The organism is Peribacillus sp. CSMR9, assembly GCF_033141925.1.
Lineage (GTDB): Bacteria > Bacillota > Bacilli > Bacillales > DSM-1321 > Peribacillus > Peribacillus simplex_A.
In genome coordinates, this window is sequence record NZ_JAOPHO010000003.1 from 19,950 (window position 1) to 44,187 (window position 24,238).

At 38.3% G+C, this 24,238-nt stretch carries 16 protein-coding genes and 2 pseudogenes; 3 read left to right on the forward strand and 15 right to left on the reverse strand.

Features of this window, described 5'->3' with window-relative positions; translation table 11 throughout:
• Positions 1-335: 335 nt before the first annotated feature.
• Positions 336-737 (reverse strand): RDD family protein, encoded by a 402-nt coding sequence (locus N9I19_RS03265; RefSeq protein WP_317776964.1) that lies wholly within the window; start codon positions 735-737, stop codon positions 336-338.
• Between the two features lie 339 nt (positions 738-1,076).
• Here N9I19_RS03265 and N9I19_RS03270 point away from each other — a divergent pair, with 339 nt between their 5' ends.
• Positions 1,077-2,696, forward strand: a complete 1,620-nt coding sequence (locus N9I19_RS03270; RefSeq protein ID WP_061463500.1) for an ABC-F family ATP-binding cassette domain-containing protein — start codon at positions 1,077-1,079, stop codon at positions 2,694-2,696.
• Positions 2,697-2,893: 197 nt separating this feature from the next.
• Entirely contained in the window at positions 2,894-3,166 is a 273-nt protein-coding gene (locus N9I19_RS03275; RefSeq protein WP_317776965.1) for a hypothetical protein, read from the forward strand.
• An 823-nt stretch (positions 3,167-3,989) separates the two neighbouring features.
• Here N9I19_RS03275 and N9I19_RS25130 read toward each other — a convergent pair.
• From N9I19_RS25130 to N9I19_RS03310, 9 genes and pseudogenes are all read right to left on the reverse strand, one after another.
• Entirely contained in the window at positions 3,990-4,187 is a 198-nt protein-coding gene (locus N9I19_RS25130) for a transposase (RefSeq protein WP_353957977.1), read from the reverse strand.
• A gap of 268 nt (positions 4,188-4,455) precedes the next feature.
• A complete protein-coding gene (locus N9I19_RS03280) occupies positions 4,456-5,421 on the reverse strand; it encodes a carbohydrate kinase family protein (RefSeq protein ID WP_317776966.1) in 966 nt (321 codons plus the stop codon).
• 116 nt (positions 5,422-5,537) lie between these two features.
• Positions 5,538-7,472 (reverse strand): glycoside hydrolase family 32 protein, encoded by a 1,935-nt coding sequence (locus N9I19_RS25135; RefSeq protein ID WP_411730401.1) that lies wholly within the window; start codon positions 7,470-7,472, stop codon positions 5,538-5,540.
• Between the two features lie 78 nt (positions 7,473-7,550).
• Positions 7,551-8,594 (reverse strand): annotated as a pseudogene (locus tag N9I19_RS25140) (glycoside hydrolase family 32 protein); the annotation flags it as partial.
• A 46-nt stretch (positions 8,595-8,640) separates the two neighbouring features.
• Complete coding sequence (locus tag N9I19_RS03290; RefSeq protein WP_250211843.1) at positions 8,641-9,543, reverse strand: ABC transporter permease; 903 nt, start codon at positions 9,541-9,543, stop codon at positions 8,641-8,643.
• A gap of 80 nt (positions 9,544-9,623) precedes the next feature.
• Complete coding sequence (locus N9I19_RS03295; RefSeq protein WP_317776967.1) at positions 9,624-11,189, reverse strand: sugar ABC transporter ATP-binding protein; 1,566 nt, start codon at positions 11,187-11,189, stop codon at positions 9,624-9,626.
• A gap of 80 nt (positions 11,190-11,269) precedes the next feature.
• Positions 11,270-12,250: an ABC transporter substrate-binding protein gene (locus tag N9I19_RS03300; RefSeq protein ID WP_317776968.1), complete on the reverse strand. Its 981-nt coding sequence runs from the start codon at positions 12,248-12,250 to the stop codon at positions 11,270-11,272.
• 546 nt (positions 12,251-12,796) lie between these two features.
• The gene (locus tag N9I19_RS03305) at positions 12,797-13,549 is read right to left on the reverse strand and encodes a DeoR/GlpR family DNA-binding transcription regulator (RefSeq protein WP_317776969.1); all 753 of its coding nucleotides are present in this window, start codon (positions 13,547-13,549) and stop codon (positions 12,797-12,799) included.
• A gap of 331 nt (positions 13,550-13,880) precedes the next feature.
• A protein-coding gene (locus tag N9I19_RS03310) for an IS3 family transposase (protein ID WP_411730396.1) occupies positions 13,881-15,034 on the reverse strand; the annotation gives its coding sequence in 2 pieces (ribosomal slippage) (positions 13,881-14,782 and positions 14,782-15,034; 1,155 coding nt in all).
• 53 nt (positions 15,035-15,087) lie between these two features.
• Here N9I19_RS03310 and N9I19_RS03315 point away from each other — a divergent pair.
• Positions 15,088-16,282: pseudogene (locus tag N9I19_RS03315) on the forward strand (IS4 family transposase); the annotation flags it as partial.
• A gap of 286 nt (positions 16,283-16,568) precedes the next feature.
• On the opposite strand, the gene N9I19_RS03320 reads toward N9I19_RS03315, so the two are convergent.
• The 5 genes from N9I19_RS03320 to N9I19_RS03340 form a co-directional block, all read right to left on the reverse strand.
• On the reverse strand, positions 16,569-18,077 hold the full coding sequence (locus tag N9I19_RS03320) for a glycoside hydrolase family 32 protein (RefSeq protein WP_317777079.1): 1,509 nt from the start codon (positions 18,075-18,077) through the stop codon (positions 16,569-16,571).
• 135 nt (positions 18,078-18,212) lie between these two features.
• Positions 18,213-19,676, reverse strand: a complete 1,464-nt coding sequence (locus tag N9I19_RS03325) for a glycoside hydrolase family 68 protein (protein WP_317776971.1) — start codon at positions 19,674-19,676, stop codon at positions 18,213-18,215.
• A gap of 144 nt (positions 19,677-19,820) precedes the next feature.
• Positions 19,821-21,095: an ABC transporter substrate-binding protein gene (locus tag N9I19_RS03330; protein ID WP_061463509.1), complete on the reverse strand. Its 1,275-nt coding sequence runs from the start codon at positions 21,093-21,095 to the stop codon at positions 19,821-19,823.
• Positions 21,095-22,261, reverse strand: a complete 1,167-nt coding sequence (locus N9I19_RS03335; protein ID WP_317776972.1) for a response regulator transcription factor — start codon at positions 22,259-22,261, stop codon at positions 21,095-21,097. Before N9I19_RS03335 ends, N9I19_RS03330 begins: the two co-directional genes overlap by 1 nt.
• Positions 22,239-24,068 (reverse strand): cache domain-containing sensor histidine kinase, encoded by a 1,830-nt coding sequence (locus N9I19_RS03340; protein ID WP_317776973.1) that lies wholly within the window; start codon positions 24,066-24,068, stop codon positions 22,239-22,241. Before N9I19_RS03340 ends, N9I19_RS03335 begins: the two co-directional genes overlap by 23 nt.
• Positions 24,069-24,238 lie beyond the last annotated feature (170 nt).

A 24,238-nucleotide genomic window follows, 5' to 3' on the forward strand; every position in this document is an offset into this window, starting at 1 on the left:
GCTTTTCTGTTCCTTTACATTTACAATGTATGAACAACACCCGATTACTCCACTGACATGTGTACTTAATGATCGTATTCATGACCTTAAAAAACACCTTAACTGCCATTATGTTAAATTGATTATTGATTAGATATTCTAACGTGGTTTCCAATGTAATATTTATTCCTCATTATGTAATTCCCCACCAATACAATCAGTAAATTCCTTTGCCCTGTTTATATTTGATGAAAATACACCTAGAGTTCATTCAAGGGTTTCCCATGAAAAATTATATCCGTTTGAATTTGTAATTTCGCATTAAAAAAAGCAGCTATTAAACTGCTTATCAATCTTTATGGTTTATTTGATGTCACGTATGTACCAGCTATGAAATCATGAATGGATCTATGATCTTTTCTTAATCCAACCATGAATGCACTGACAATATACCCTATCCCTAATGTAACGGCATAAACTAAAGTAGCAACAAAATTCCTCATTAGCATTGTGCCTATGCCTAATTTTTTACCGTCCACCCTTACTATGCGTATACCCAAAATCCTTTTACCCACTGTATAGCCATACCATAGTATCGGGACAATCAGCAAGTAAAGAAAGTTGACAAACGTTGAAAAGTTTTCATTTTCCCAATCACTGGTAATTAACCCGAAAATTATTGCTACTGGTGCAGATACTATTAAGGCATCCAAAAATCCTGCTAAAAAACGTTTCCAAAACCCTACTGAATCGCTCATATATGCCCCTCCTTTTGCATTAGTTACAGTTACCTATATTACCAATTATAAGGTTAATATGTAATGAGCTTTTGTGCTCATAATTTTTTTCTGCAAAAAAATAGAACTTACATTACAGCCGATACTTGTTCTTCAATATTAAACTCCTGAGTAATTTTTGCTTATAAACGTTTGTTTTTGCTAATCTAACTTTAATTTTCCTACGAAATAAGATACAATTTAATGAACGGCATTTAATAAATTAATGGATATAACTGCTGTTTGAGTGAATCAGCGTAAAACTAGTGCAACAAAGTGTTGGAAACGTTGAAACAAAAGATTTTGGAGGAATGTAAATAAATGATTACTGTAAATAATGTTGGTTTACGATATGGCGATCGTAAACTGTTTGAAGATGTTAATATAAAATTCACGCCTGGTAACTGCTACGGTCTGATTGGTGCAAATGGGGCGGGTAAATCGACGTTCTTAAAAATCCTTTCCGGTGAAGTTGAAGCACAATCCGGTGATGTCCATATGGGGCCTGGCGAACGCCTTGCCGTTCTAAAACAAGATCACTTCGCTTTTGAAGAAGAAGAAGTCCTTAAAGTTGTCATTATGGGACATGAAAGATTATACGAAGTCATGCAAGAAAAAGATGCCATCTATATGAAGGAAAACTTCACGGACGAAGATGGAATGAAAGCCGCCGAACTTGAAGGTGAATTTGCCGAATTAAACGGCTGGGAAGCTGAACCTGAAGCTTCCATCCTCTTAAAGGGCCTTGGCATTGCAGAAGACCTTCATACAAAGAAAATGGCCGAATTGAACGGTGGGGACAAAGTTAAAGTATTGCTTGCCCAGGCACTATTCGGTAAACCGGATGTTCTTTTACTGGATGAGCCTACCAACCACTTGGACTTAAAAGCGATCAAATGGCTGGAAGAGTTCTTAATCAACTTCGAAAACACTGTTATCGTAGTTTCCCATGACCGTTACTTCCTTAACAAAGTTTGTACACATATCGCGGATCTCGATTTCGGTAAAATCAAGGTTTATATCGGTAACTATGACTTCTGGTATGAATCAAGCCAGCTTGCCCTTAAACTGACTCAAGATGCCAATAAGAAAAAAGAAGAAAAAATCAAAGAGCTTCAAAATTTCATCGCCCGTTTCAGTGCCAATGCATCCAAATCGAGCCAGGCGACATCCCGTAAGAAATTATTGGACAAAATCAGCTTGGATGACATACAGCCTTCTTCGCGCCGCTATCCATATGTCGGCTTTACACCTGAGCGTGAAATCGGGAACGACCTGCTTCGTGTAGATGGAATCTCGAAAACGATCGATGGCATAAAAATATTGGATAACGTCAGCTTCACGATGAATAAAGGCGACAAGATTGCATTTGTCGGTAAAGATGAGATTGCTAAAACAACCATGTTCAAAATCTTGGCAGGTGAAATTGAACCGGATAGCGGCTCATTCAAATGGGGCGTTACGACCTCTCAGGCATATTTCCCTAAGGATAATGCCGAATTCTTTGAAGGTGTCGATTTAACACTAGTCGATTGGCTCCGTCAATATTCTCCTAATGACCAGAGCGAGAGCTTCCTGCGCGGTTTCTTGGGCAGAATGTTATTCTCTGGTGATGAAGTCACCAAAAAGGCAAGTGTCCTTTCAGGGGGCGAAAAAGTCCGCTGTATGCTTTCTAAAATGATGTTAAGCGGTTCGAACGTCCTTATGCTTGATGAACCTACTAACCATCTAGACTTAGAGTCGATTACGGCGCTGAACAACGGTTTGATCAGCTTTAAAGGATCGATGATCTTCTCCTCTCATGATCATCAGTTCATCCAAACTGTGGCGAACCGTATCATTGAACTTACACCAAAAGGTACAATCGATAAGCAAATTAGTTATGATGAGTACCTTGAAAATAGCCAATTGCAAAAACAAGTGGCAGAAATGTATAAATAAGAAGTTTGTTATATGCGGCACATCCTTATGGGATGTGCTTTTTTCGTTTGCGATCTTCCTACAGTTGTTTCCAGCCTTTAATGCATTAAAGGTATAAAAAACAGTCTGCAATAAATATAATGATATTCCCCGAAATATGAACACTGAATAATTTAATGGATAACAAGGTATATTGGTAAGAAAGGAGTGAGTTAAAATTGGATGGTCATTTAGTTAAAAATATCTTTGAGGATACAGGATACCTTTTTTTATATAATAAATTCAGTTATCAATTTTATGTATCCGGATTGTTCGACTTAGTGGATCAAGAAAAAATAATTTCGGATTTTTTACATACTTATGGCTTCGATGATAAAAACCCACTCTTTTTTGACGACTTTTCCTTTTACTTCAATTGTTTTCATTATTCCCACCAAAAACAAACGATGATGAATTACTTGAAAACAGACTATGACGAACATATTTGTTAAGTATATAAGGCCAGATAAACTGATCATGCCTTTTATTAGCGAAAACCATTCAAAAAACACCAAAAAGTACAGTACTTACTGATTTAAGTCAAAGAGAAATACCAATTTTATCAAGGTACGGAGGAAGGAAAGTTAGTACAATAAAAATTGAACTACCAAACGCTACATTTTCCCATTTTTTCAAATTGTCTTGCCACCTTTAATTTTTCAAATTCTAAACAACGAACTTCTCAGCAGCAGTTAAAATCATTTCTTTTTAAAAAGCCTGCCTTTCTAGCTCTTCCAGTTTTTTTAAGGAAGTCATTTTCTGCTTCAAGGAATCTGATTCTCGCCTCGGCCTTCCTAAGTTGGTCCTCTACAGACTGTGGCTTAGAAGTGGGGCGTGATGTACTTCCTTTTCCACGGCGTTCCGTAAGGAAGCCTTCCTCACCAAACCTTTCAAAGGTACTACGCCCGCGCTGTAGACAACGTTTAGGTTGTTTATTTCCAATTATTTCGAGATTAAATCCCTGGTCAATGAAAATTTGAGAGGGAGATTTCCCCTTTTTATATTCCTAAACAGTTTTTGTCTTAAATTCCGGACTATAGGAAATAGATCGCTCGGAAGTATTTGGATTCTTTTCAAGTTCTTTAATCTGAAATTCAGTATATATATTCTTACTCATAGAAACCCTCCGTCCATACTCAGTACATCTATTGAAACATAAAAAACCCCGGATAAGGGGGCTGTTGACAAAATGGGGGGAGAGCTTTTGCTCCTTCCCCATTTTGATTTTTATCGTTAATTGCTGTTTATTTATTATTTTTCTTCACTTTTTTGTAGCTAGTTCATTACTTTTATCATTCGTTTTAAGTTTAATGCCAACGCCGAAAAGAGGCATTGTTCATGGATTTTTTGAATGCCCCTCTTATATGTCTTATATAAATTGTGCTTTATTTTCATGGTGCCAAATGAGCCTTCACACCAGATTCTTCTTAGTTTTTGAACCAGTTTGTAACCACTTGTTTTTGTCCTTTTCATGTTTTCTATAGTTCATGGGCGGTGGGGCGTGATATGGTTCTTTTGGTCGCTGTTTTCCCGAAGAGTTCTACTCTGAAAGGACAGACTTTACAGTCATTGGTTTTTGCCGAATAGGTCTTGTAATTTATTTCGCCACTTCTCATTAAATGTGTAAAGACTAGTTCCTTCTTGAACAACCGCTTATATAAACTAAAAATCGCGATGCACCTAGACTCCCTAAGCTAGGTGTACCGCGATTTTTTCACATTCCGAAACAATACGATGAAGACTAAATCTTATATATATCCTCTTCGTTTGGTAGAGAAGAAATCGCTCCTACCTTCGTACACACGACGGCACCTACTTTATTTGCAAAAAGAATGATCTCTTTAAGTTTACTAAAATCACTAAGAATTGTGTCATAGGACTCAAGATTTGCAAATTGAAATAAAGCAGCACCGACAAATGCATCACCAGCACCAGTTGAGTCAATTGAATTTACTTCGACGCTGTTTATTACACTCATTCCACTTCCATTTGAAAGAAGAGTGCCTTCCCATCCAAGGGTAACAGCCACTATTTTTGCCCCTAAATGATGGAGCATTGCTATTCCATCATATTTATCCATGTTTCCCGTGATTAGTTCAAGCTCTACTTCGCTAACTTTTACAAAGTCAGCCATTGATATACCCTTTCTAGCTAAACTAATAAATTCAGCCACTCTATTTTTCCATAAATCATGTCGGAAGTTAGGGTCAAACGATAGAAATATCCCCCTACTTTGTGCAAATTCCATTGCCTTTAAATAAGTTGTTTTAAAAGGGTTTTCCAGAAATGCAGTTGCAGATCCAAAGTGAATAATCTTTGCACCACTTAATCTATCTAGGTATAAGTTATCCTCTGTTAAATTTCGATCCGCTCCTCTATTGAATACAAAATCCCTTTCACCATTTGCTTGTAAAGAAACAAATGCTAAAGTAGTTGGTGCTAAATCGTCAGTAACAATCATCGATGTATCAACCCCCACCTCTTTCATCGTTTCTATTAAAAATAATCCAAATGGGTCATTTCCTACTTTTCCAATAAGACTCGCTTCCCCACCTAGCCTTGAAATAGCAGCTGCGACATTCGCTGGTGCACCCCCGGCTTTCTTTAGAAAATGATTACCTTCCATTAAATTAACATCAATATCTGTACAATAAAAATCGATCAAAAGCTCCCCAACGCATATGACTGCGCGGTTTGTTTTATTCATTTACATTACATCTCCATTCTTGTGATTTAGGTAAAATGAAAGGCTATCGATCATTTTCGACAGCCTTCATAAACTCTTACTATCAACCCCTCTTTAATAGGCTTGAAATTTAGTCTTTATCTTTTCCATATACTCTTTAAAGGGTATATTTTCAAAGACTTTAATGTAACTTCTCCACCCTTGCTATAAATTTGTAATCCTTTACTTGATGGATCTGGGAAAATTTGATCAGAAATAACCGTTTCACCTTTGTTTCCAAACACTTCTACAGCAGATCGGTCAATGAAAATATGCATTTTCACAGTCCCATTTAATGCATTTAACGGTCCGTCATGCTTACCGACTACATTGTTCCCATAATCAAAGCTTCCTGAACTTGAACGGTCTACGAATAACTGTTTGGTGGCAACATCATAGCCAATAGTCGTATATTCAGTTGCTCCTTTACGAACTTGAAAGCCGAATTCAGTTGCTTTTATATCATCTACATCAAACTCACCTATCATTTCAAATGTATCTTCTGATAGTTTAGATAGGAGATTACTTTCACCAGATATGACTTTATTTTTATATGAAATTTTTTCACTCTTATCTCGAATGGTTTTTAAAGAAACTGGTGTTTGTTTTAAACGTAAACCTTCTTCTGTCTGAGTTAGCTCCATCTTTCTTGGTAATGTCGTTGAACTTCTCCAAGTCGAAGTTGGTGTATTATTTGCATATTGCCAATTACTCATCCAGCCAATCCAATATTTTTCGCCATTCTTACCTTCAATTCCGCTCCAATCTACTGCGGCATAATAATCTGCCCCGTAGTCAGTCCATAACACTTGATCGGAAGGGTTTTCATTTTTAAACGTTTTCCCGTCAAAGGTACCTACAAAATATTGCATACCTGACCCGCCTGCAGGAGCGCCATCATTAATGCTTACCTGTAGTACCCATTTTGTTTTTGAAGGGTCACCATCAATTGGTAATTCGATGAGAGTAGGACATTCCCAAATCCCTCCGTTACTACCATGAGTAGAAGGTATCCACTCTCCAGAAACAGCAGACCAGTCTGTAAGGATGCCACTTTCTTTCGAATCGTCTTTCTCAGGCTCTTTGGCAACTTGGTCTACTTCATTTGGCATGACCCCTTCATTATAAACATTAACATCATCCATGTTTATATGACCCCAACCACCTGTAGCTTGGTCTACAGCTTTAATATATAACACTTCTCCAATGTATTTAGACGCATCCCAGACGTATTTTTGATATTTTTCTTCTTTAAATTTGGTATTGGCTTGTCGAAATAATTCTTGATCATCAGAGGCTCTCACTAACGAAACATAGCGGGTGTTGATATCATTACCACTGCCCAACAGAAAGTTGATTTCTCCAGAGCCACCTAGTTTAAAATATGAGGAGTGCAGTTCACCTGTTGCGTCATCTCCCTTTTGTAGATCAGTAAACCCCCATAAGTGGTAGTTTCCTTGGTGGCCGAAGTCCCCTCCCCAGTATGATGATACATTTGTCACATGATCTTTTGTGAAAGCATTACCTTCGATTGTACTCCACCCAGTTAGATCACCTGCCTCAAAATCATGATTAATAATTTCCTTCTCATTTGTCATGATGTTCTTACCAACTTGAACATCTTGGAATAACGTGGATGAATTCCAAACATTTAAGCCAAAATGCCCTGATGAAAAAGTTGAATCATTTACATCATGAATGAGATTTCCATCTAAAGAAATTTTAATATTTTTTCCGTGGGTGCTTGCTTTTAAATGGTACCTTTTATCTGTATCTAGATTTATTGTTTTTTCAGCTAGAATGGATATGTCTCCATTTTCGATTTTCATGATTTTTATTGTATCGTTTAAAGCATCGATATTCGCCATATAACCATTTGTTGCTTTAGGATCTGCACGAAAAACGAGCGAGCCAGCTCCGTTGCCACCTTTTCCCCCAGATATCTCAATGTTTGCTTCATAAAAAAAGTTATCCGCTGTTTGACCACTCATTACAAAAGCATCCTCTGTAGAGGTTCCACTTTTTCCATCCATCGTGTTCTCCCAGCTTCCGTTTACATCTGTCCATTTTGATAAATTGGTTTCAAAGTTAGATGTATTCTTGAACTCCACATTTCGAAAGGCAGCCGTTGAATTCCACGCTGACAATCCATAGTATCCATAATCGAATTCTATATCTGTTTTTTTTATAACAGATTGATCGTTTACAGAGACTTGAATTTGATCCCCATCTGTTTCAACCTTCACATGGTAGGTAGTTGAAGTTTTGAGGGTAAAAGGTTTTCTCGCAATTTCCTCATTTGTTCCATCTACATTCTTACTTAATGTTATGACATCGTTTTTGGCATCTAAGCTCGCAACATAGCCGTTCTTTGCACTCCTATCTGACCGAAAAACTAAACCGCCTGCCCCTTCTCTCCCATTCTTCTCATTAAGCGTAATATCTCCCTCATAGCTAAATGATTCACCTGTCTGGGATGACATGGTATAAGAAGTTCTGTCTAAGCTATTTGCTTGTATTCCACCATCTTCGCCGAATTCACTTGCATACTCCCACTCTTTTAAATTAGGTGAGGTATAAAACATGATCTTATCCTTAGCCGCTAACGACATAACCCATTGGTTTGATTCTTCATGCCAAAATACTTTAGGATCGCGCCAATCTTGTAAAGGAGGGTCTGGCATTACGGGATTCCCTTTATACTTTTCCCAAGTTCTTCCTTCATCTAGGCTATACGCTATACTTTGGACTTGCTTATCCCCTGAATGCGTAAAGATGGCAACCATTGCTTCTTTTCCAAAGCCAGCTGTATTGTTCCAATCAATAACAGCACTCCCCGAGAAAATCTGGCCGTTTTCATCCGGCGATAAAGCAATCGGCAAATGCTCCCAATTAACAAGATCTTTACTGACAGCATGCCCCCAATGCATCGGTCCCCATGTCGTTCCATACGGATGATATTGATAAAACAAATGATATTCACCTTTATAAAAAACCATACCATTCGGATCATTCATCCAGTTAGCTTCAGGAGAAAAATGAAATTGATTACGGTATGGTTCATTATAATACCCAGGATTTTCTGCATATGCACTATTAAATGGTAAACAAGTGACAGTTGAACATATTAGTAGAGTACTAATAATCCTCTTCACCTTTATTTCACATCCCTTTTTTAAAATCTAAAATGACATGTGATAGTTATGCTGGACTATTTCCGCGCAATCGATCTAATAGAACGGCTGCCACAATGACTCCACCTTTTACAACTAACTGCCAATAATAGTTGACATCCATTAGAGTTAACCCATTACTGATTACCCCCATAATTAAAACCCCAATAATTGTTCCTATTATTTTCCCTTTTCCACCTGTTAAACTTGTTCCTCCTAGAATAACAGCAGCAATTGCGTCTAATTCATACATTTGACCAGCAGTTGGCTGTCCAGAAAACAACCTTCCCGCTAAAACGACTCCTCCTAAACCAGCTAGTAAACCACTAATCGAATACACATTGATTAAAGACTTTTCAACCTTAATTCCAGTTAACCGAGCTGCCTCTTCATTGCCACCAATCGCATAAATATGACGACCAAACATCGTATATTTAAGAACAAAAAACATCACAACATATACTAAAGACATGATATAAATAGGAGTGGGGATTCCGAAAATACTTCCACCACCGATGAATTTAAATGTTTCGTTTTGTAAAACAATTGGATAACCGCCACTAATGACATAAGCGAGTCCACGAACATATGTGAAGCTGCCTAGTGTAACAATAAATGCTGGTAACTTTGCTTTGGCTGTAAGAAAACCATTAATCAGTCCTACTGCATACCCTACTAGTACGCCTGATAACATCGCAATAATAGGATTAACTCCTGCAGAAGAGACCATGACTGAGATAACGCCAGATAGAGCAACTGTTGCACCAACTGATAAATCAATACCACCAGTTAAAATAACAATTGTCATCCCAGCAGCTAAAATAGCAATAATAGAAACTTGTTTTAATACATTCAATAAATTGGCTGTATCTAAAAAATTTGGTGCTGTAAATGAAAGTACTACACACAATACTAATAAAATCATGATCATGCCAAGCCTATTCCATAAAGAATAAAGGACATTTCCTATATTTAGGCGTTGTGAATGTGTAATAGTTTGCGTATTCCCTCTCATTTCTCTCTCCCCCCTTTGGTAGCTAAACGCATAATTTTTTCCTGTGTAGCTTCTTCCTTCGAAAGCTCGCCTGTTAACCTTCCTTCACTCATGACAAGTATTCGATCACTTACCCCCAATACTTCAGGAAGTTCAGATGATATCATTAAAACGGCCAATCCTTCATCTGCAAGCTTTGACACAATTTTGTGGATTTCAGTCTTGGCACCTATATCAACCCCTCGTGTTGGTTCATCAAGTAGTAATACCTTTGGTGCAATTGATAGCCACCTAGCGATCACTACCTTTTGTTGATTCCCACCACTTAAGTTTGATACTTGCTGTTCTGGGGAAGCTATTTTTATATTTAAGTCTTCAATATATTGGTTAGCGCTTTCATTTGCTTGCTTCCAACTAACAATTCCTGCTTTAGCGTGTTTTTTCAATTCAGCCATTATGATGTTCTCTTTTACGGACAATGATAAAAATAACCCTTGTTCTTTCCTGCTTTCAGGTACATGTGCAATCCTATTAGCAATAGCATCTATTGAGGATTTGATTTTAACAGATTGACCATCAACCAATATTTCGCCACTTTTCAACTCGGACAAACCGAAAATGGCCCTAACCAATTCTGTTCTGCCAGCTCCAACAAGCCCCGCTAAACCAACAATTTCACCTGGGTAAATTTTTAAAGATACATTCTTTACAATCGTGTTATCAGAAACATTTTTCAATTCAAGTACAGGTGAAACTTCCTTTGGATATTTTGTACCAAAAGCTTTTGACCGATTAAACAAGTCCTTTAAATCCCGTCCTACCATTAGCTTTACGAGATGATCAGGATTTGTCTCTTCAATCGGCCCACTTGCAATCCATTCGCCGTCACGTAATACAGTGAACCTATTAGAAATTTTAAAGATTTCTTCCATTCTGTGAGAGATATATACAATAGCAACTCCCTGCTTTTTCAAATCATCAATTATTTCAAACAGCTTTTTTATTTCTTTATCTGTTAAAGAGGCGGTTGGTTCATCCATTATGAGTACCTCTGCATTAAAGGATAATGCTCGGGCGATCTCGACCATTTGTTGTTGAGCAACACTTAAGGTCGAAACCAATTGGCGTGGATTTAAATTCGACCCCATTGAATCTAACACCTCTTGGGCACGTTCATGGACCTCATCCCATTTCACCATTCCTAAACCATTTCTAGGAAAGTTCGAACCCATTAAGATATTTTCACTTATTGTTAAATTAGGAGAAAGGTTTAACTCCTGATGAATAACACTAATTCCTTTGTTCCTTGCATCAGTAGGGTCCTTCCATAAAATTGGTTGACCTTTCAAGTAGATTTTCCCACCATTGTCATCAGGTGTATGAATGCCTGCGAGGATTTTCATGAAAGTTGACTTTCCAGCGCCATTCTCTCCCATTAATGCATGTACTTCACCTGGATAAAGTTCCATTCTCACATTGTTCAATACGGTTACACTTGAGAACGTTTTACTAATCCCTGCCATATTCAACACTGGCTTTTTTAGAATTTGTTGGCCTTTAAGCGACATTTCATTGACAGCCATACCTTTATCTCACCCCTTATATTGATTTGAATAGGCAGATTAAAGGAGGAATCCTTATCAGCCTATTTATTGAAAGATTCTTACCAACCTTGGTAAGAATCTAATGTATCTTGAGTTACAATCTCAACTGGAACTTTAATAAGCTCCTCAACTTCTTCACCATTTTTCACTTTCATTCCGATTTCAACAGCTTTTTTGATCATGTTACTAGGTGACTGAGCTGAAGTTGCAGCAATTGTACTTCCTTCCTTTGCCATTGCTTCTGTGGCTTCAGGAGCACCGTCCACTCCGACAATGAAAAATTCATTTTTACGATTCGCTTGCTCTTGAGCAATTTCAACACCAATTGCTGCTGGATCATTAATCGCAAATACAGCGTCAATAGAGCCTGATGAATTAGCTTGTAAAATACTTTCCATCACCGTTAATGCCTTTTCGCGATTCCCTTCTCCATTTTGCTTCGCGATTACTTTAATTTCGGAATCCTTTATTGCATCTTCAAATCCTTGAATACGATCAGATACAGCCGAAACAGGAGGTCCATCAATAATAGCTATTTTTCCTTTTCCACCTAATTTTTCAATCACATATTCTCCGGCCAGTTTACCAGCTTGATAGTTGTCTGAAGTAACAGTGGCATCGACACCACCTTCAGCATTAGTATCTACAGCAACTACTGGAATATCAGCAGCTTTGGCCTGTTGAACAGCTGCCGCAATTCCTTTTGTATCAACAGCATTTAAAAGAATAATATCTACCTTTTTCGTAATAAAGTTTTCAATTTGAGCTGCTTGTTTTGCTAGATCATATTCAGCGCTTTCAACTAGAACTTCAGCACCTAATTCTTTTCCTGCTTCTTCAGCACCTTTACCCATGGAGACGAAGAAAGGGTTTGCTAAACTACCCACCGCTACACCGATCGTTAATTGTTTGTTACCTTCTTGTCCTTCGTTACCGTCTGTTGATCCATTTGATGATTCACTAGCCCCACTACATGCCGTCATCGCGGCAATTACAAACGTCAAAACTAGTATTCCTAGAATTTTTACATATTTTTTCATATTAATCCCCCTAGTTTTTGAAGATGAAAATAATTAGCTACAGAACGAGAAATTGTTACCGCTCTCAATCTCTTAAACTAGATCACCTCCTTAAATGAATATTTTTGGTTGAAATAATGGAGATATGGTTGATTTTGATAGTTTTTTCACATTGACTATTTATTGATAACGCTTTCATCCCTTGTAAAACAATATAATTACCCTTTACACATTATAATTATAATTGAATGAATTTGGTTGGTTTTGATTGATTTTGATTATATTAAAGCTGTTTGTAATTGTCAATGGTTCCAATTATTACAAAAAATATATTGATAACATAAAATATTAAACTTTCAAATGGAATGTTTAATAGATGGAGCAGATTTTCCCTCATTGTTAATTGATCACATTACAATAAATCAAGCATTCTTTATTATATTGATAAAACAAAGGGGGGAATTTCCAATAAAATAATTTCAGAATTTTCAAAAAAGCTGGTATTCAAACTGTCTGAATCAGACAGTTTGAATACCAGCTTTCCTTCAACGATAGCAAATTTAGTTTTTAATCCCTCACAATAATTATCTCCGTTTTCTCCTTATATTTTCCTAACGTTATTGTACTTTCTTCATTCGTAATAACTTTTGTTTGGTTTAAATCTGCAAACTTAGAAAATGATACTTCTCCAAATTTTGTATGATCTGCTAATACAAAGGTCTCACGTGACAAAAAAATGGCTCTTTCTTTTATTTGCGCCTCTTCTGGATCTGGGGTAGTCAATCCAAAATTATAATGAATAGCGTTCGCACCCATGAAACACTTATCAAATCTGTATTTTTTTATACTTTCGTATGCATAACGTCCAACTGTTGCTTTAGTAATCTTTTTAACAAATCCACCAATAAAATATGTACATATTTCATTTTCAAGTAATGCATCTAAATGATCAATTCCGTTTGTAATGACAACGATATCTTTTTGCCTTAAATGTTTGATCATCTGATACGTTGTTGTTCCAGCATCAAGATAAACACAGTCGCCGTCCAAAATTAGTTCTGCCGCATATTTTGCTATCTTAGCTTTTTCCTCAAGGTTCTGCGTTATTTTCTCAAACACACTTGGTTCGTCTCGTTTACTATGTAATAGTGAAGCTCCACCATGTACTCGTTTTAAGTAGTTCTGCTTTTCTAATTGATCTAGATCACGACGCAAAGTAGATTCTGAAGTATTTGTTAATTCTACTAGCTCATGAATCTTAACATTCCCCTTTTCTTTTAACAGCTTTAAAATTAATTGATGCCGTTCCGTAATAAGCATGATATCTCCTCCTCGTATTACACTTTTATTTAAAGGTTCTTCGTGTATTCTAGTTTAATTAATTTTAGTATATAGAATTTTGCAGTGACATGTGAGAACTATATTAGGGGTACCGCCAACAAGCTAAGGTAAATTTGTATCATCATAACGAAAAAACGCTATTCCTTTTGTAGAAATATACAGGAAGGATGGCGTTTTCTATGAGTTTTTCTGTTTCAGACGAAATGAATCTCTTTTCTCAAGAACTTCAAAACTATTATCCCATCTTCTCTACAACAATTAGCTAAAGAATGGATTTGGGTCAATATTTTGGACACAAAAAAGTTAAATCTTAAGCTGCATTTCTAATTTGGTCTTCAATAGCTTGTGGAGTTTTAGATCCTAAGCTGCTGTGAATTCTTTTTCGGTTATACCAACCTTCAATAAATTGGAATATCGCTAATTTAGCTGTTTGGTAATCTAGATACTGGACGTGGTTGACTTCTTCCTTTTTTAATATCGCATGAAAGGATTCAATACAGGCATTATCGTACGGGCAACCTTTCTGACTAAAGGATTGCTTAATATGATGATTCTGGGTATGTTGAGTAAACTCACTGCTTGTATATTGTGAGCCAAGATCCGTATGAAGAACTAAGCCCTCCGAGGGCTTTTGTGAAGAGTGAGCGTTATCGAAAGCTTTTATGACCAGTTCTGTCGTCATAGAACGTGAAAAGGAATACCCTACTACTTTCTTAGAATCAAGATCCAATACAGAAGCTAAATAACACCATCCGTCTTTTAACGTGTGGATATACGTAATATCAGCTACCCATTTCTCATTAATGGTCTGGGTGGTAAAGTCTCGTTTAAGCAAATTATCTAACTGAATAACTTTTTCTTTAGATGGATAAGGACGGTATTTTTTCTTCGTGATAGAACGAATACTCGCCTTGCTCATTAAGCGTTGAACACGCTTTAGACTGAGGGAAAATCCTTTGGTTAATAGGATTTGATGTATCTTAGGAGCACCATACCTTCCCTTGCTTTCTAGGTAAATGAGATTCATTTTATTCGTTAGTTCTTTGTTTTCCTGTTCGCGATTGGATACGACAAGTTGAAGAGACTGATAATGGCTGCTTCTTGGGATTTCTAATACTTCACACATTCTCTGTACAGGGTATAGATTCCTATTTTCCTCGATAAATTCGGTAAGATCTGTCTCGGTTATTTTTTCGCGAATATGGCCATAGCCTTTTTTAAGATTTCAACTTCCTGCTTTAACCGAAGGTTTTCCTTCTGTATGGCGGCTAATTCCTTCGGAGTCATAGACTCATTCCCTAAACCGATAGGGGTAAATTCTTTAACCCATTTATAAATAGTTACGTCTGATACACCATATTCGCCACTTAATTCTCTTACTGAATTACCCGAGTGATAAAGATCTACAAAAGTCTTCTTGAATTCATTATTATATTTTTTATATGTATTCTTACGTTCGAACACATCCTCTCAAAAATCATTGTTGGACTTAACTAAAATGTGTCCATGAAACTATACTAACTCCAGAAGTTGGTTTTGTTTAACGTACAAGTAAATATCAAGCACAAGAATTAATTGCTTTATGTGTATGGCTTAGTCAACAGGCCGCGAGTACACCACTAATACAATTGTGTAGCCGTCTCGAAGCATCTACATGTGTCCTCATGAGCCCCTAAGGGCTTAATCAACGATTTAATGGTTCAGCCGTACAGTTTCTTTAACAACTTCTAGCTAATCTTTTAACTCAAAGAATTCATTCAACACAAGAAATACTTCATCCATACTCCACGACTTTTAAACGTATTCGGATCCTAGATTCTACAACATTTCAACTTCCAGATAAGTTTGCTTCACATTATCAAGGTTCTGGCGGAAATAGCCATACCGCAGGTGTTAAAATCCAACTTGAATATGACTTATTGAGTGGGAAGTTCCTCCACGTTTATGTAGGAGAAGGGAGATAAAATGATAAAACCTTCGGTTCCACAAGTCTACTAACCATTCAACCGAAAGACTTATACATAAGGGATTTAGGGTATTTCGACTTACACGACTTACAGAAAATGAATGATGAAGGTGCTTACTTTGTCTCACGTTTGAAGTTGAATTCTCGTATATATATCGTAAGAATGATGAACCAGAGTTTTTTCGGAATGGGACTGTGAAGAAAGGTACTCTCTTTATTCAGTTAGACACGGAAGAGCTTATGAATCAATTACAACCTGGTCAAACACTTGAAATTTCAGAAGCATACATTGGACTGTATCAAAAACTACCCGCCCGAGTGATTATTCATCGACTAACTGAGGTACAAACAGAGAAAAGATTGAAAGAACAAGCAAAAAAAGAAAAGAAGAAGGGCATTACCTATAAAGACCGAAGCAAACGATTAAGTGGAATGAACATATTATTACAAATCTTTCTTTAGAAGACGTTCCAACGGAACATATTCATGAACTGTATTCGTTACGTTGGTAGATTGAAATTCTATTTAAGACATGGAAATCTTTCTTTCAAATTGACAAGTGCATAGAGATTAAGAGGGAACGCTTAGAGTGTCACTTGTATGGGCAACTTATTAGCATTTTACTCTGTTCATCTACGATGTTTAGAATGCGTCAGTTACTTTTAGATAAGAAAAAGAAGGAGTTAAGTGAATATAAATCCATCTATATGATAAAAGACTATTATTTATTGTTTTATCAAGGATTATAAAAGGACGCCAAAGAATTATCAAAAGTTTTTCTACGTCTGTCACAAAAACTTAAAGCTGCCTAATATTTTTTTTAAAAAACTATTTGATGGTTTTTTTTGTCATGAGCATTTTTAGTGTTACCTTAGCAAATTAAAGAGAACACACTTTTATATTATCTCTTGCGCGCTTAGCTTGATGGCGATGTGGTGGTACCCCTTTTAGTAAATTTTAATATTTGAAGAGTTATTTCTTTATAAAAGAATGTATGTGTACCCATATGAAAGGTATCTGCCAAGATGAGGTTCAATTAATCGGATCAAAATGTGTAACCTTCATATTCTTAAAGATCGCTTTTCCGCCCTCGGAGAAGAGAGTAATTCCTTTATCTTCAGCATGAGGGAATATTAAGTTTGAATAAGCAACCTTTCCATCATCCACAAAAACTTCAATACTCGTTTTATCGACGAGAATCTTTAAATGAACCTTCTTCTTACTGACATCAAATGGTGCAGTACTTTCAACCAACTGATTCGTTTCGTCAGGTTGATCTGTGAATACCCGATTGACATAAGAGTAATTTCCTTCTGCAGAAATGCCTACGTCAACGTGGCGTTTTTGATCATCTGACTCCCTGAGCCTAAATCCTGCAGTCTTAAAATCCGACCATGAGAGATCTGCCTCTACTTGATAGGCACCTCCTTTAACATCAAGTGTTTCCGAGCCATCCACTTCGATTTTATCAAAAGAATTCGTTGAGCTTGTCAATTCTTTTAATGCTTCTGAAGGCTGTGAAGAAAGATAATACTTGTTCTCTCCTTCACGCTTTAGTTCAATTTGACGGATGATCGAATCCATTCCGTTAAACCCTTCTTTTAATGTCGGCGTATTGTTGGCGTAGGCCCAGTTATTCATCCAAGCGAGGGCATAGCGTTTGTCTAATTTGTCACTTGCCTTGCCATCTTCAAACGTTACTCCGCCATACCAATCGAAACCGTAGTCTAGCCATTGCGGTTCATGGTTATCTAGAAGAAATTCCGTTCCATTAAACGTTCCTGTCCAGTATGCATAGGTGTTGGGTTTCCCTGCTGCTTTTCCGTTTGCACTGACGCCCAGCACCCACTTTACTGTCCCGTCATCAGCGCGGATCTGGTAAAGGTCAGGGCACTCTAAAACTCCAATGTTCTTAGTGGAAAAGCTACTCGTATAGCGCCAATCTTTCAGGTTATTAGACTCATAAAAACCTATTTTCGATCCTTCGGCCAAGGTCATGACCCATTTTTGATTTGTGTTATCCCAGATGATTTTTGGATCTCTAAAATCCTTCGTTCCTGGATTTTTCATAATAGGCTCGTCACTGTAAGAGGTAAACGTATTTCCTTTGTCCGTGCTGTACCATAGAAATTGTTCTTGTTTCTGGCCATCCTTAGAAGGTTGTGTTGCGATCGCCACAAAAGCCTCTTTTCCAAACCCAGCTGTATTTTCCGTGTCTATAACGACTGACCCTGTCCATGGATCCCCATTTTGATTCGTATATTTTGGAATGGCAATTCCTTCATCATTCCAGTGAATCAAATCTTTAGAGGTGGCATGTCGCCATTCTGTACCATTGCCATCCGGGTAATCTCCATTATAGAGGTAAAAATAATGATAATTTCCTTCATAGTAAACGGGCTTCTGTGGATCGTTTTTCCAATGATCAGGAGAAGTAAAATGATAGGCAGCCCGGTAAGAGTGCTTTTCTACCTTATTTGGCTGATTAGCTTCTTTTGTTTTATAAAATGAATGAATCAAAATTCCTGTGCTAATAACCATCCATAATCCAAGAACGAATAATCCAACCATCTTATATTTCTTTTTGTTCACTTAAACTCACCACTTTCCTCTTTTAAAATAGAAAAAAGAAAATGCCAAGTTTTCCTGACATTTTCTTTTTCTTTTCACTGGTAATTACTTAACCGTAATCTGGCCTTGTTCAAGAATACTGTCTTTTACTACTGATGTTTTTTCCCCTTTAATGTTAAGCTGGAAGCTTGGGGCAAAGGTAGATTTATTGTCTTCAAAATAACCTCTGTTTGTCATGTAGCTAGTCACTACAACATTATCACTGCCAGCCTGCGGGATCGCATAGTGTGCATAGTTCCAAGTGATGTCATATGGATCTAGATCCTGATGCAGGACGATGCCCGTTTTATTTAATGGTTTATATGGACCAGTCAAGGAATTTGACGTGTAGCCTAACATGTAAATATCTTGATTATCGATTCCATCAATGGTCATTTTTGATCCTCTTGAGCTTGTGAATAAATACCACTTGCCGTCCTTTTTAAAGATGTTTGGACGTTCGATTTCATCTGTGACCGTATTTGAAACAAGCAATGGCTTCATTTCTTTTTTCAATGTATAATCGTCGTTTACTTCAATAATTCCAATTGCACCGTTTGCAAGTTCAGCTAATTCTTTTTTAGGGCTTTGCATAAGTTTGTTTTTTTCACCTTGGAAGAAATTATTGCTGTTGCCATAATAAGCTCGATTGTATAGCGATTCTTCGCCTTGGTAGCCATATTCTGTACCCGTATTTGCTTCAAATACAAGGTATTTGCGGCCGTTGTCTTCTACATAGTGAGGGTCTCTGAAGGTATGATTATCAGCGGAATTTCCGTCCTCTACAAATTTATCTACAGTTTGATAGTACTTGCTGTCTTTGCCTTCATAGATGGATTTGTAATCCTCAACACCATCCACTTTTAACGTTTCAGAATCTGGCTCTGAAAGGTTTACTTGAGCGGTTGTCAAGGTTTGTTTCCCATAATTTCCTGACTCAGGTATATACGGTTCACGATTTGTATAGAATAAGCGAACTTCCCCGTCCTCAGTGAAGGTTGCAGAACCTGACCACTCTTCGGCTTGCTCTTTTAGGTAAGGATCATTTGGAACGTTTTTATCATTGTCATCAAATACTCTTCCAGCATTCTTCCAAGCATCAAGGGAGTTGTCGCCAACTTTTTTGTAGAATATGTAGATGAACGTATCGCTCGCGTTTTTAGGATCGCCTGCTAATCCAAAAACGATATGATATCCTTTGTACTCTGCAACAGTTCCATCAGCGTTTTGCAATGGCCATGTATCCCACACATCTAAATCAATGGTTTCGCCTGATTTCGTTACTTTTTTGGCAGAAGGGATGTTTTTAATTGTGGATTCGTCAAACCTAGGAACGGCATATCTAGTATCACCGTGCTGATTAATCATATCTTTCATAGCTGATCGAGTGATTTGTGAAGTATCGTACGTTTCTTTGTAATCTGCCGGATCCTTTGAAGCTGCAAATGATTGGGTAACAGTACCGCTTAATAGAATGCCAGTACTGAGTATTCCTGCTGTTGCCTGTTTGGCAAGCCTGCTAAAGTTCATAAGTCTTCCTCCTCGTTTTATGTGTTTGCTAGTACAATAGAATTATAGGCGATTCCTGAAAAGAGAGGTATGCCACATATTGATTGGAATTTAGTCGTATATTGATATCGCAATTGCGGAAGGCAAAAAAGCCCCGGCAAGAGGCTATTCCTTCGAAAACCTCTCCCAGGACTTCTGATATTCATTGAGCAGCTGATGGCGGTTCAGCTGTTTCCCGACATAGAGCTGAGTCGCGGCTCCGAATTCCTCTCTAATTTCAACAGGGAAGTGAGACCAGTTAGATGGGACGGTGTTCCCATCTTTGTAATTTCGAAGAGTTTCTTCTGCGAGCGGCCCTATATCATCAGTTTTAATGTTCTTAAACGCAGGAATGAATTTGAATTCTTCCGTCATGAACCGTTTTCCTTGTTCTGACATCACCATCCAATTTAAAAACTTCTTGGCTTCTTTTTTCTTTTCAGGAATGGACTGTTTATTTACGGCCCAATAATTTGGAACGCCGACGACAAGGGCCTCCTTTAAAGGTCGGTCATTAATCGGAATCGGCATAAAACCAATGTTCATGTCAGGCGAAGCTTGATCGATCATCGGCTGAATCCAGTTTCCTTGCTGAATGATGGCTGCTTTTTCGGAGGTAAACAGATTCACTTCCATTGTATAGTCCGTTGACAGTGGATTATCATTTCCGTACTTTATGGTGAGATCCAGCAGGGCAAGTAGATCCTTGAATGTTTGATTGGTACTGATTTTTTCCGTTCCGTTATTTAAATTTCTTATAAAAGCATCAGTATCCTTTTGCTGGGCAAAAGCAACATTCATTAGATGGTCGCCCAATTCCCAGTCTTCATAGTAGCCTGTTGCAAAGGGAGTAATGCCTGCATTCTGCAGCTTTTCGGCAGCTGCTGTCAGTTCAGAAAGAGTGGCGGGCTGTTCAGTAATGCCTGCTTGTTTAAATAGATCCTTATTATAGATAAAGCCATACCCTTCAAGGTTAACCGGCATTCCGTAAATTTTCCCGTCCAATGTGACCGGCGTCAGGGCTTCTTTGTATGCTTGATTAATCCAGGGCTCCCCTGAGAGATCCTCCAGATAGTTCCGCCATAGCTTGGCATTTTCATAGCCGCTGTTTGTAAAGATATCCGGACCAGTGCCGGTCGCCATTTCGGCTTTTAGGTCGGCGAGGTCATCCATTGCGCCTCCAACAGTATGTACCCTGATATTGACGTGAGGATTTTCCCGTTCATAAGCACGCGTCATTTCTTCAAATTGAGTGGAGATTTCCACTTTTGGATTCCTTAAATCCAGCGTGATTTTCCGCTCTGTCTTTTCCGTTTTTTCTGGTGGGGCTTCGTCCTGACATGCAGAAAGAGACAGGCTGACGGCCCCGATTAACAAAAGGGATAAAAACCTGTTTTTCATCATGTCACCCCTTTAGATACATGTTGATCGTTCTTATTCCTGAACTCAAAAGGCGTCATGCCGACGACCTTTTTAAATAGCTTTGAAAAGTAGATTTCATCTTGATAGCCAAGCATGGTCGAGATGGAGTAAATGCTTTTGTCTTTTTGTTGCAGCCACGACTTTGCCTGGCTGATTCTAAGCTCCGTGATGTATTTAGACAGGGTCATTCCGGTTTCTTGCTTATACTTTCTTGAGATATGCTCGCGGCTTAAGAAGAAAACATTCGACAGCTTTTCCAGACTCAAATCCTCCATATAATACATGTCAACATAGGAAACCATGTCTTCCATGCGGCGAGCGGCATCTATTTCATCCAGACGGTGGATGGATCGGAAGTTTTGTTCCTCGAGCTTTTTCTGCAGAGCCTGAAACGAGGTCCTGATATCCGATAAAGTTTCGACCTGCTCTTCAGTTACAAGCCTTACAGGGATATCGAACTCCTGGCTGATCCATTCCTCAACGGAGAGCCATTGATCGCGAATGGTGATAACAAGGCAGAGGTTAAGATCCGTCTGCAAGGAAAACGCATTTCCTAATTTGCGGTCCGTAAGTTCATCTGAAAGCTTTTGGATATAGAGATCCGGATTGTGCATCTGGTAAAAGGAGAGCAGTGTCAGCTTATAGCCCTCCGATTCAGGAAGAAACTCGGCAAGGCTGATTGCATCTGAACGGTCCCCCAGGCATATCGCAGTGGCTAACTGGTTTCTCCGCAGTTTTTTCACATCTTCCAGCACTTCAGCATGTTCAAAGTCATCCTTCCAGGCTTGTACCGATTTTTCCAGTGTATGATTGAACGCCTCATACTCAATCGGCTTCAGCAGGTAATCAAAGCTGCTGTGCTGAATGGCTTTCCGCATATAGGAATAATCGTTATATCCAGTAATGAAAATAACTTTCCCCGGATAGGAAATGGAATCCAGCCACTCAATCAGTTCGATTCCGCCCATACCGGGCATTTTCACGTCTGTAAAGATAATCTCAGGGCGTTCTTTCTCAATCAGTGATTTCGCCTCATGGCCATTTTTCGCTTCCAATAGCTTGGTGATGCCGTGAGTTTCCCACTGGCCTAAATGGCGTATGACGTCCCGCACATTGAATTCATCATCGACAATCAGTGCTTTCACCTTGTTCATCTCCTTTCCTGAAGTAAGTCTTTATCATCCCCAAGGGGGTCTTAATCGGGATCCTCATGCTGACGGAAAACCCTTGTCCGTCATTCGAATCTACTTTCATTTCTGCACTTGGTCCATACCCTAGAAGCAGCCTGTCACGAATATTCTTCAGGCCTATATGTTCATGCGAATAAGTCCCTTCGTAAGGGGGTGTATAGATATGTTCCCGTAGAGTCTGAAGCTCTTGTTCCGTCAGACCCGGACCATCATTCTCTACAGTAAAGCACAGATCGTTTCCTTGTTTTTCACCATTAATGGACAAATGAGCGTTGCTGTAACCTTCCTCATACGTGTGTTTAAAGTAATTCTCTGCTAGGGGCTGCAGAACCATACTTGGAATTGTCATGTCCAAAATGGACTCATCGATATTGACCGAGTAACTTACATTTTCACCAAAACGCTCTGTTTGAAGGGAGAGGTACGCTTTTGTATACTCAGCTTCATCCCTAACCCGTACCCATTGATCTGCCTGCATTGAGTAGCGCATCATTTTGGACAGCGAAGTCAGCAATTGATAGACCTTTGGTGCATTCGACCTGAGGGCAACAGCGCCGATGGATTGTAAAGCGTTAAACAAAAAATGAGGATTAACCTGTGATTTTAACGCCCTGAACTGGTTCTTCCTGTTTTCAATTTCAAGCTTATATTCACGGTCAATGTGGGAATTGATCCGGTTCATCATGTCCTTCATGTGTGACTCCAAATGGCCAATTTCATCGCTTTTGGTATCATCAAAGGGGACATTCATATTTCCGCCTTCAATGGAGCGGACTTTGCTGCTCAGCCTCGTAATGGGACGGGTAATCCTATTTGAGATAATGCATATCATCAGCAAACCCAGTATTCCTACGCCGATGCCGACAAGGATATTGGTATAGGCGGTTTTCCTGACATCTTCAAATAAAGCCTGACTCGACATGACCTTAATCAATTTCCAGCCGTTCAGTGACCCTGATAACTCCTTTGATAAGATAATATCGTCATCATGCCGGCTCCTATTCCCGTCAAGACGTTGCTTTTCATCGGCAGGAAGAGGTTTTCCAATCAGGGCACGATCGTTTGCATACATGACGCGATCTTTTGAATCAATAAGCAAAACAGAAGATTCGTCTCCCTGGACAAGGTTATTGCAAATGCGGGCGTACTCGCCCAAATCAATGTCGATTGTAATCATCCCAAGAAACTTTTTAGAAAGAACGTCTATAATTTTGTGGTGAAAAGTCATCACCATCGTTTTGTCCGATTTTGGAACAATGGCTGCATTATTGTAATTCTCAAGAGTGTGGGGCGGCTCAATCAAATATTGTGAGTCAGATGTATACAGCTGTTTGATCGGGTCCTGGTTAAGAAAATTCGGCTGATACCTGTGTGTGCTGATCATTGCATTATAGACAGTAAATGACTCATTGTTTTTAGCAATATAGAAACGGATTTGCCGGAATTCTTTTCTCATTAGATAAAAGGTTTCGAGACTCTTTTTCATGGTCATAGGGCTGAAATAAATGGAGTCTTCGAAGCCATTATTAAAAATCCGAAACAGATCAGGGTTGCGGTACAGAATATATGGAAAATCAATCATGTCGTCAAAATACTGCTCCAGTTCATCCGCATTCTTCTGCAGCTGCTCCCGGCTGTTTTCAAGTTCATACTGCTCCACACTGTTTTTTGTATAAGTGTAGATGAAAAAAACGGACAGGAAATAGGGCAGAACGATGAAAATCAGCAGCATGATCAATAAACGGCTTTGTATACTTTTCACAGGAGGCACCCCCTTTCGCAGAAGGCTCTTTTTTTAGTCTGATCTTATCTTCTCACTTTAGCATCCTAAAACTATATCAAATCAAAAAAACAAGTCAATCATGCTTAAGTAGGATTCGTGTAAGTGCATGTATCGTTATATATCGCAGTTCGGGCTTATATTATGTTCCA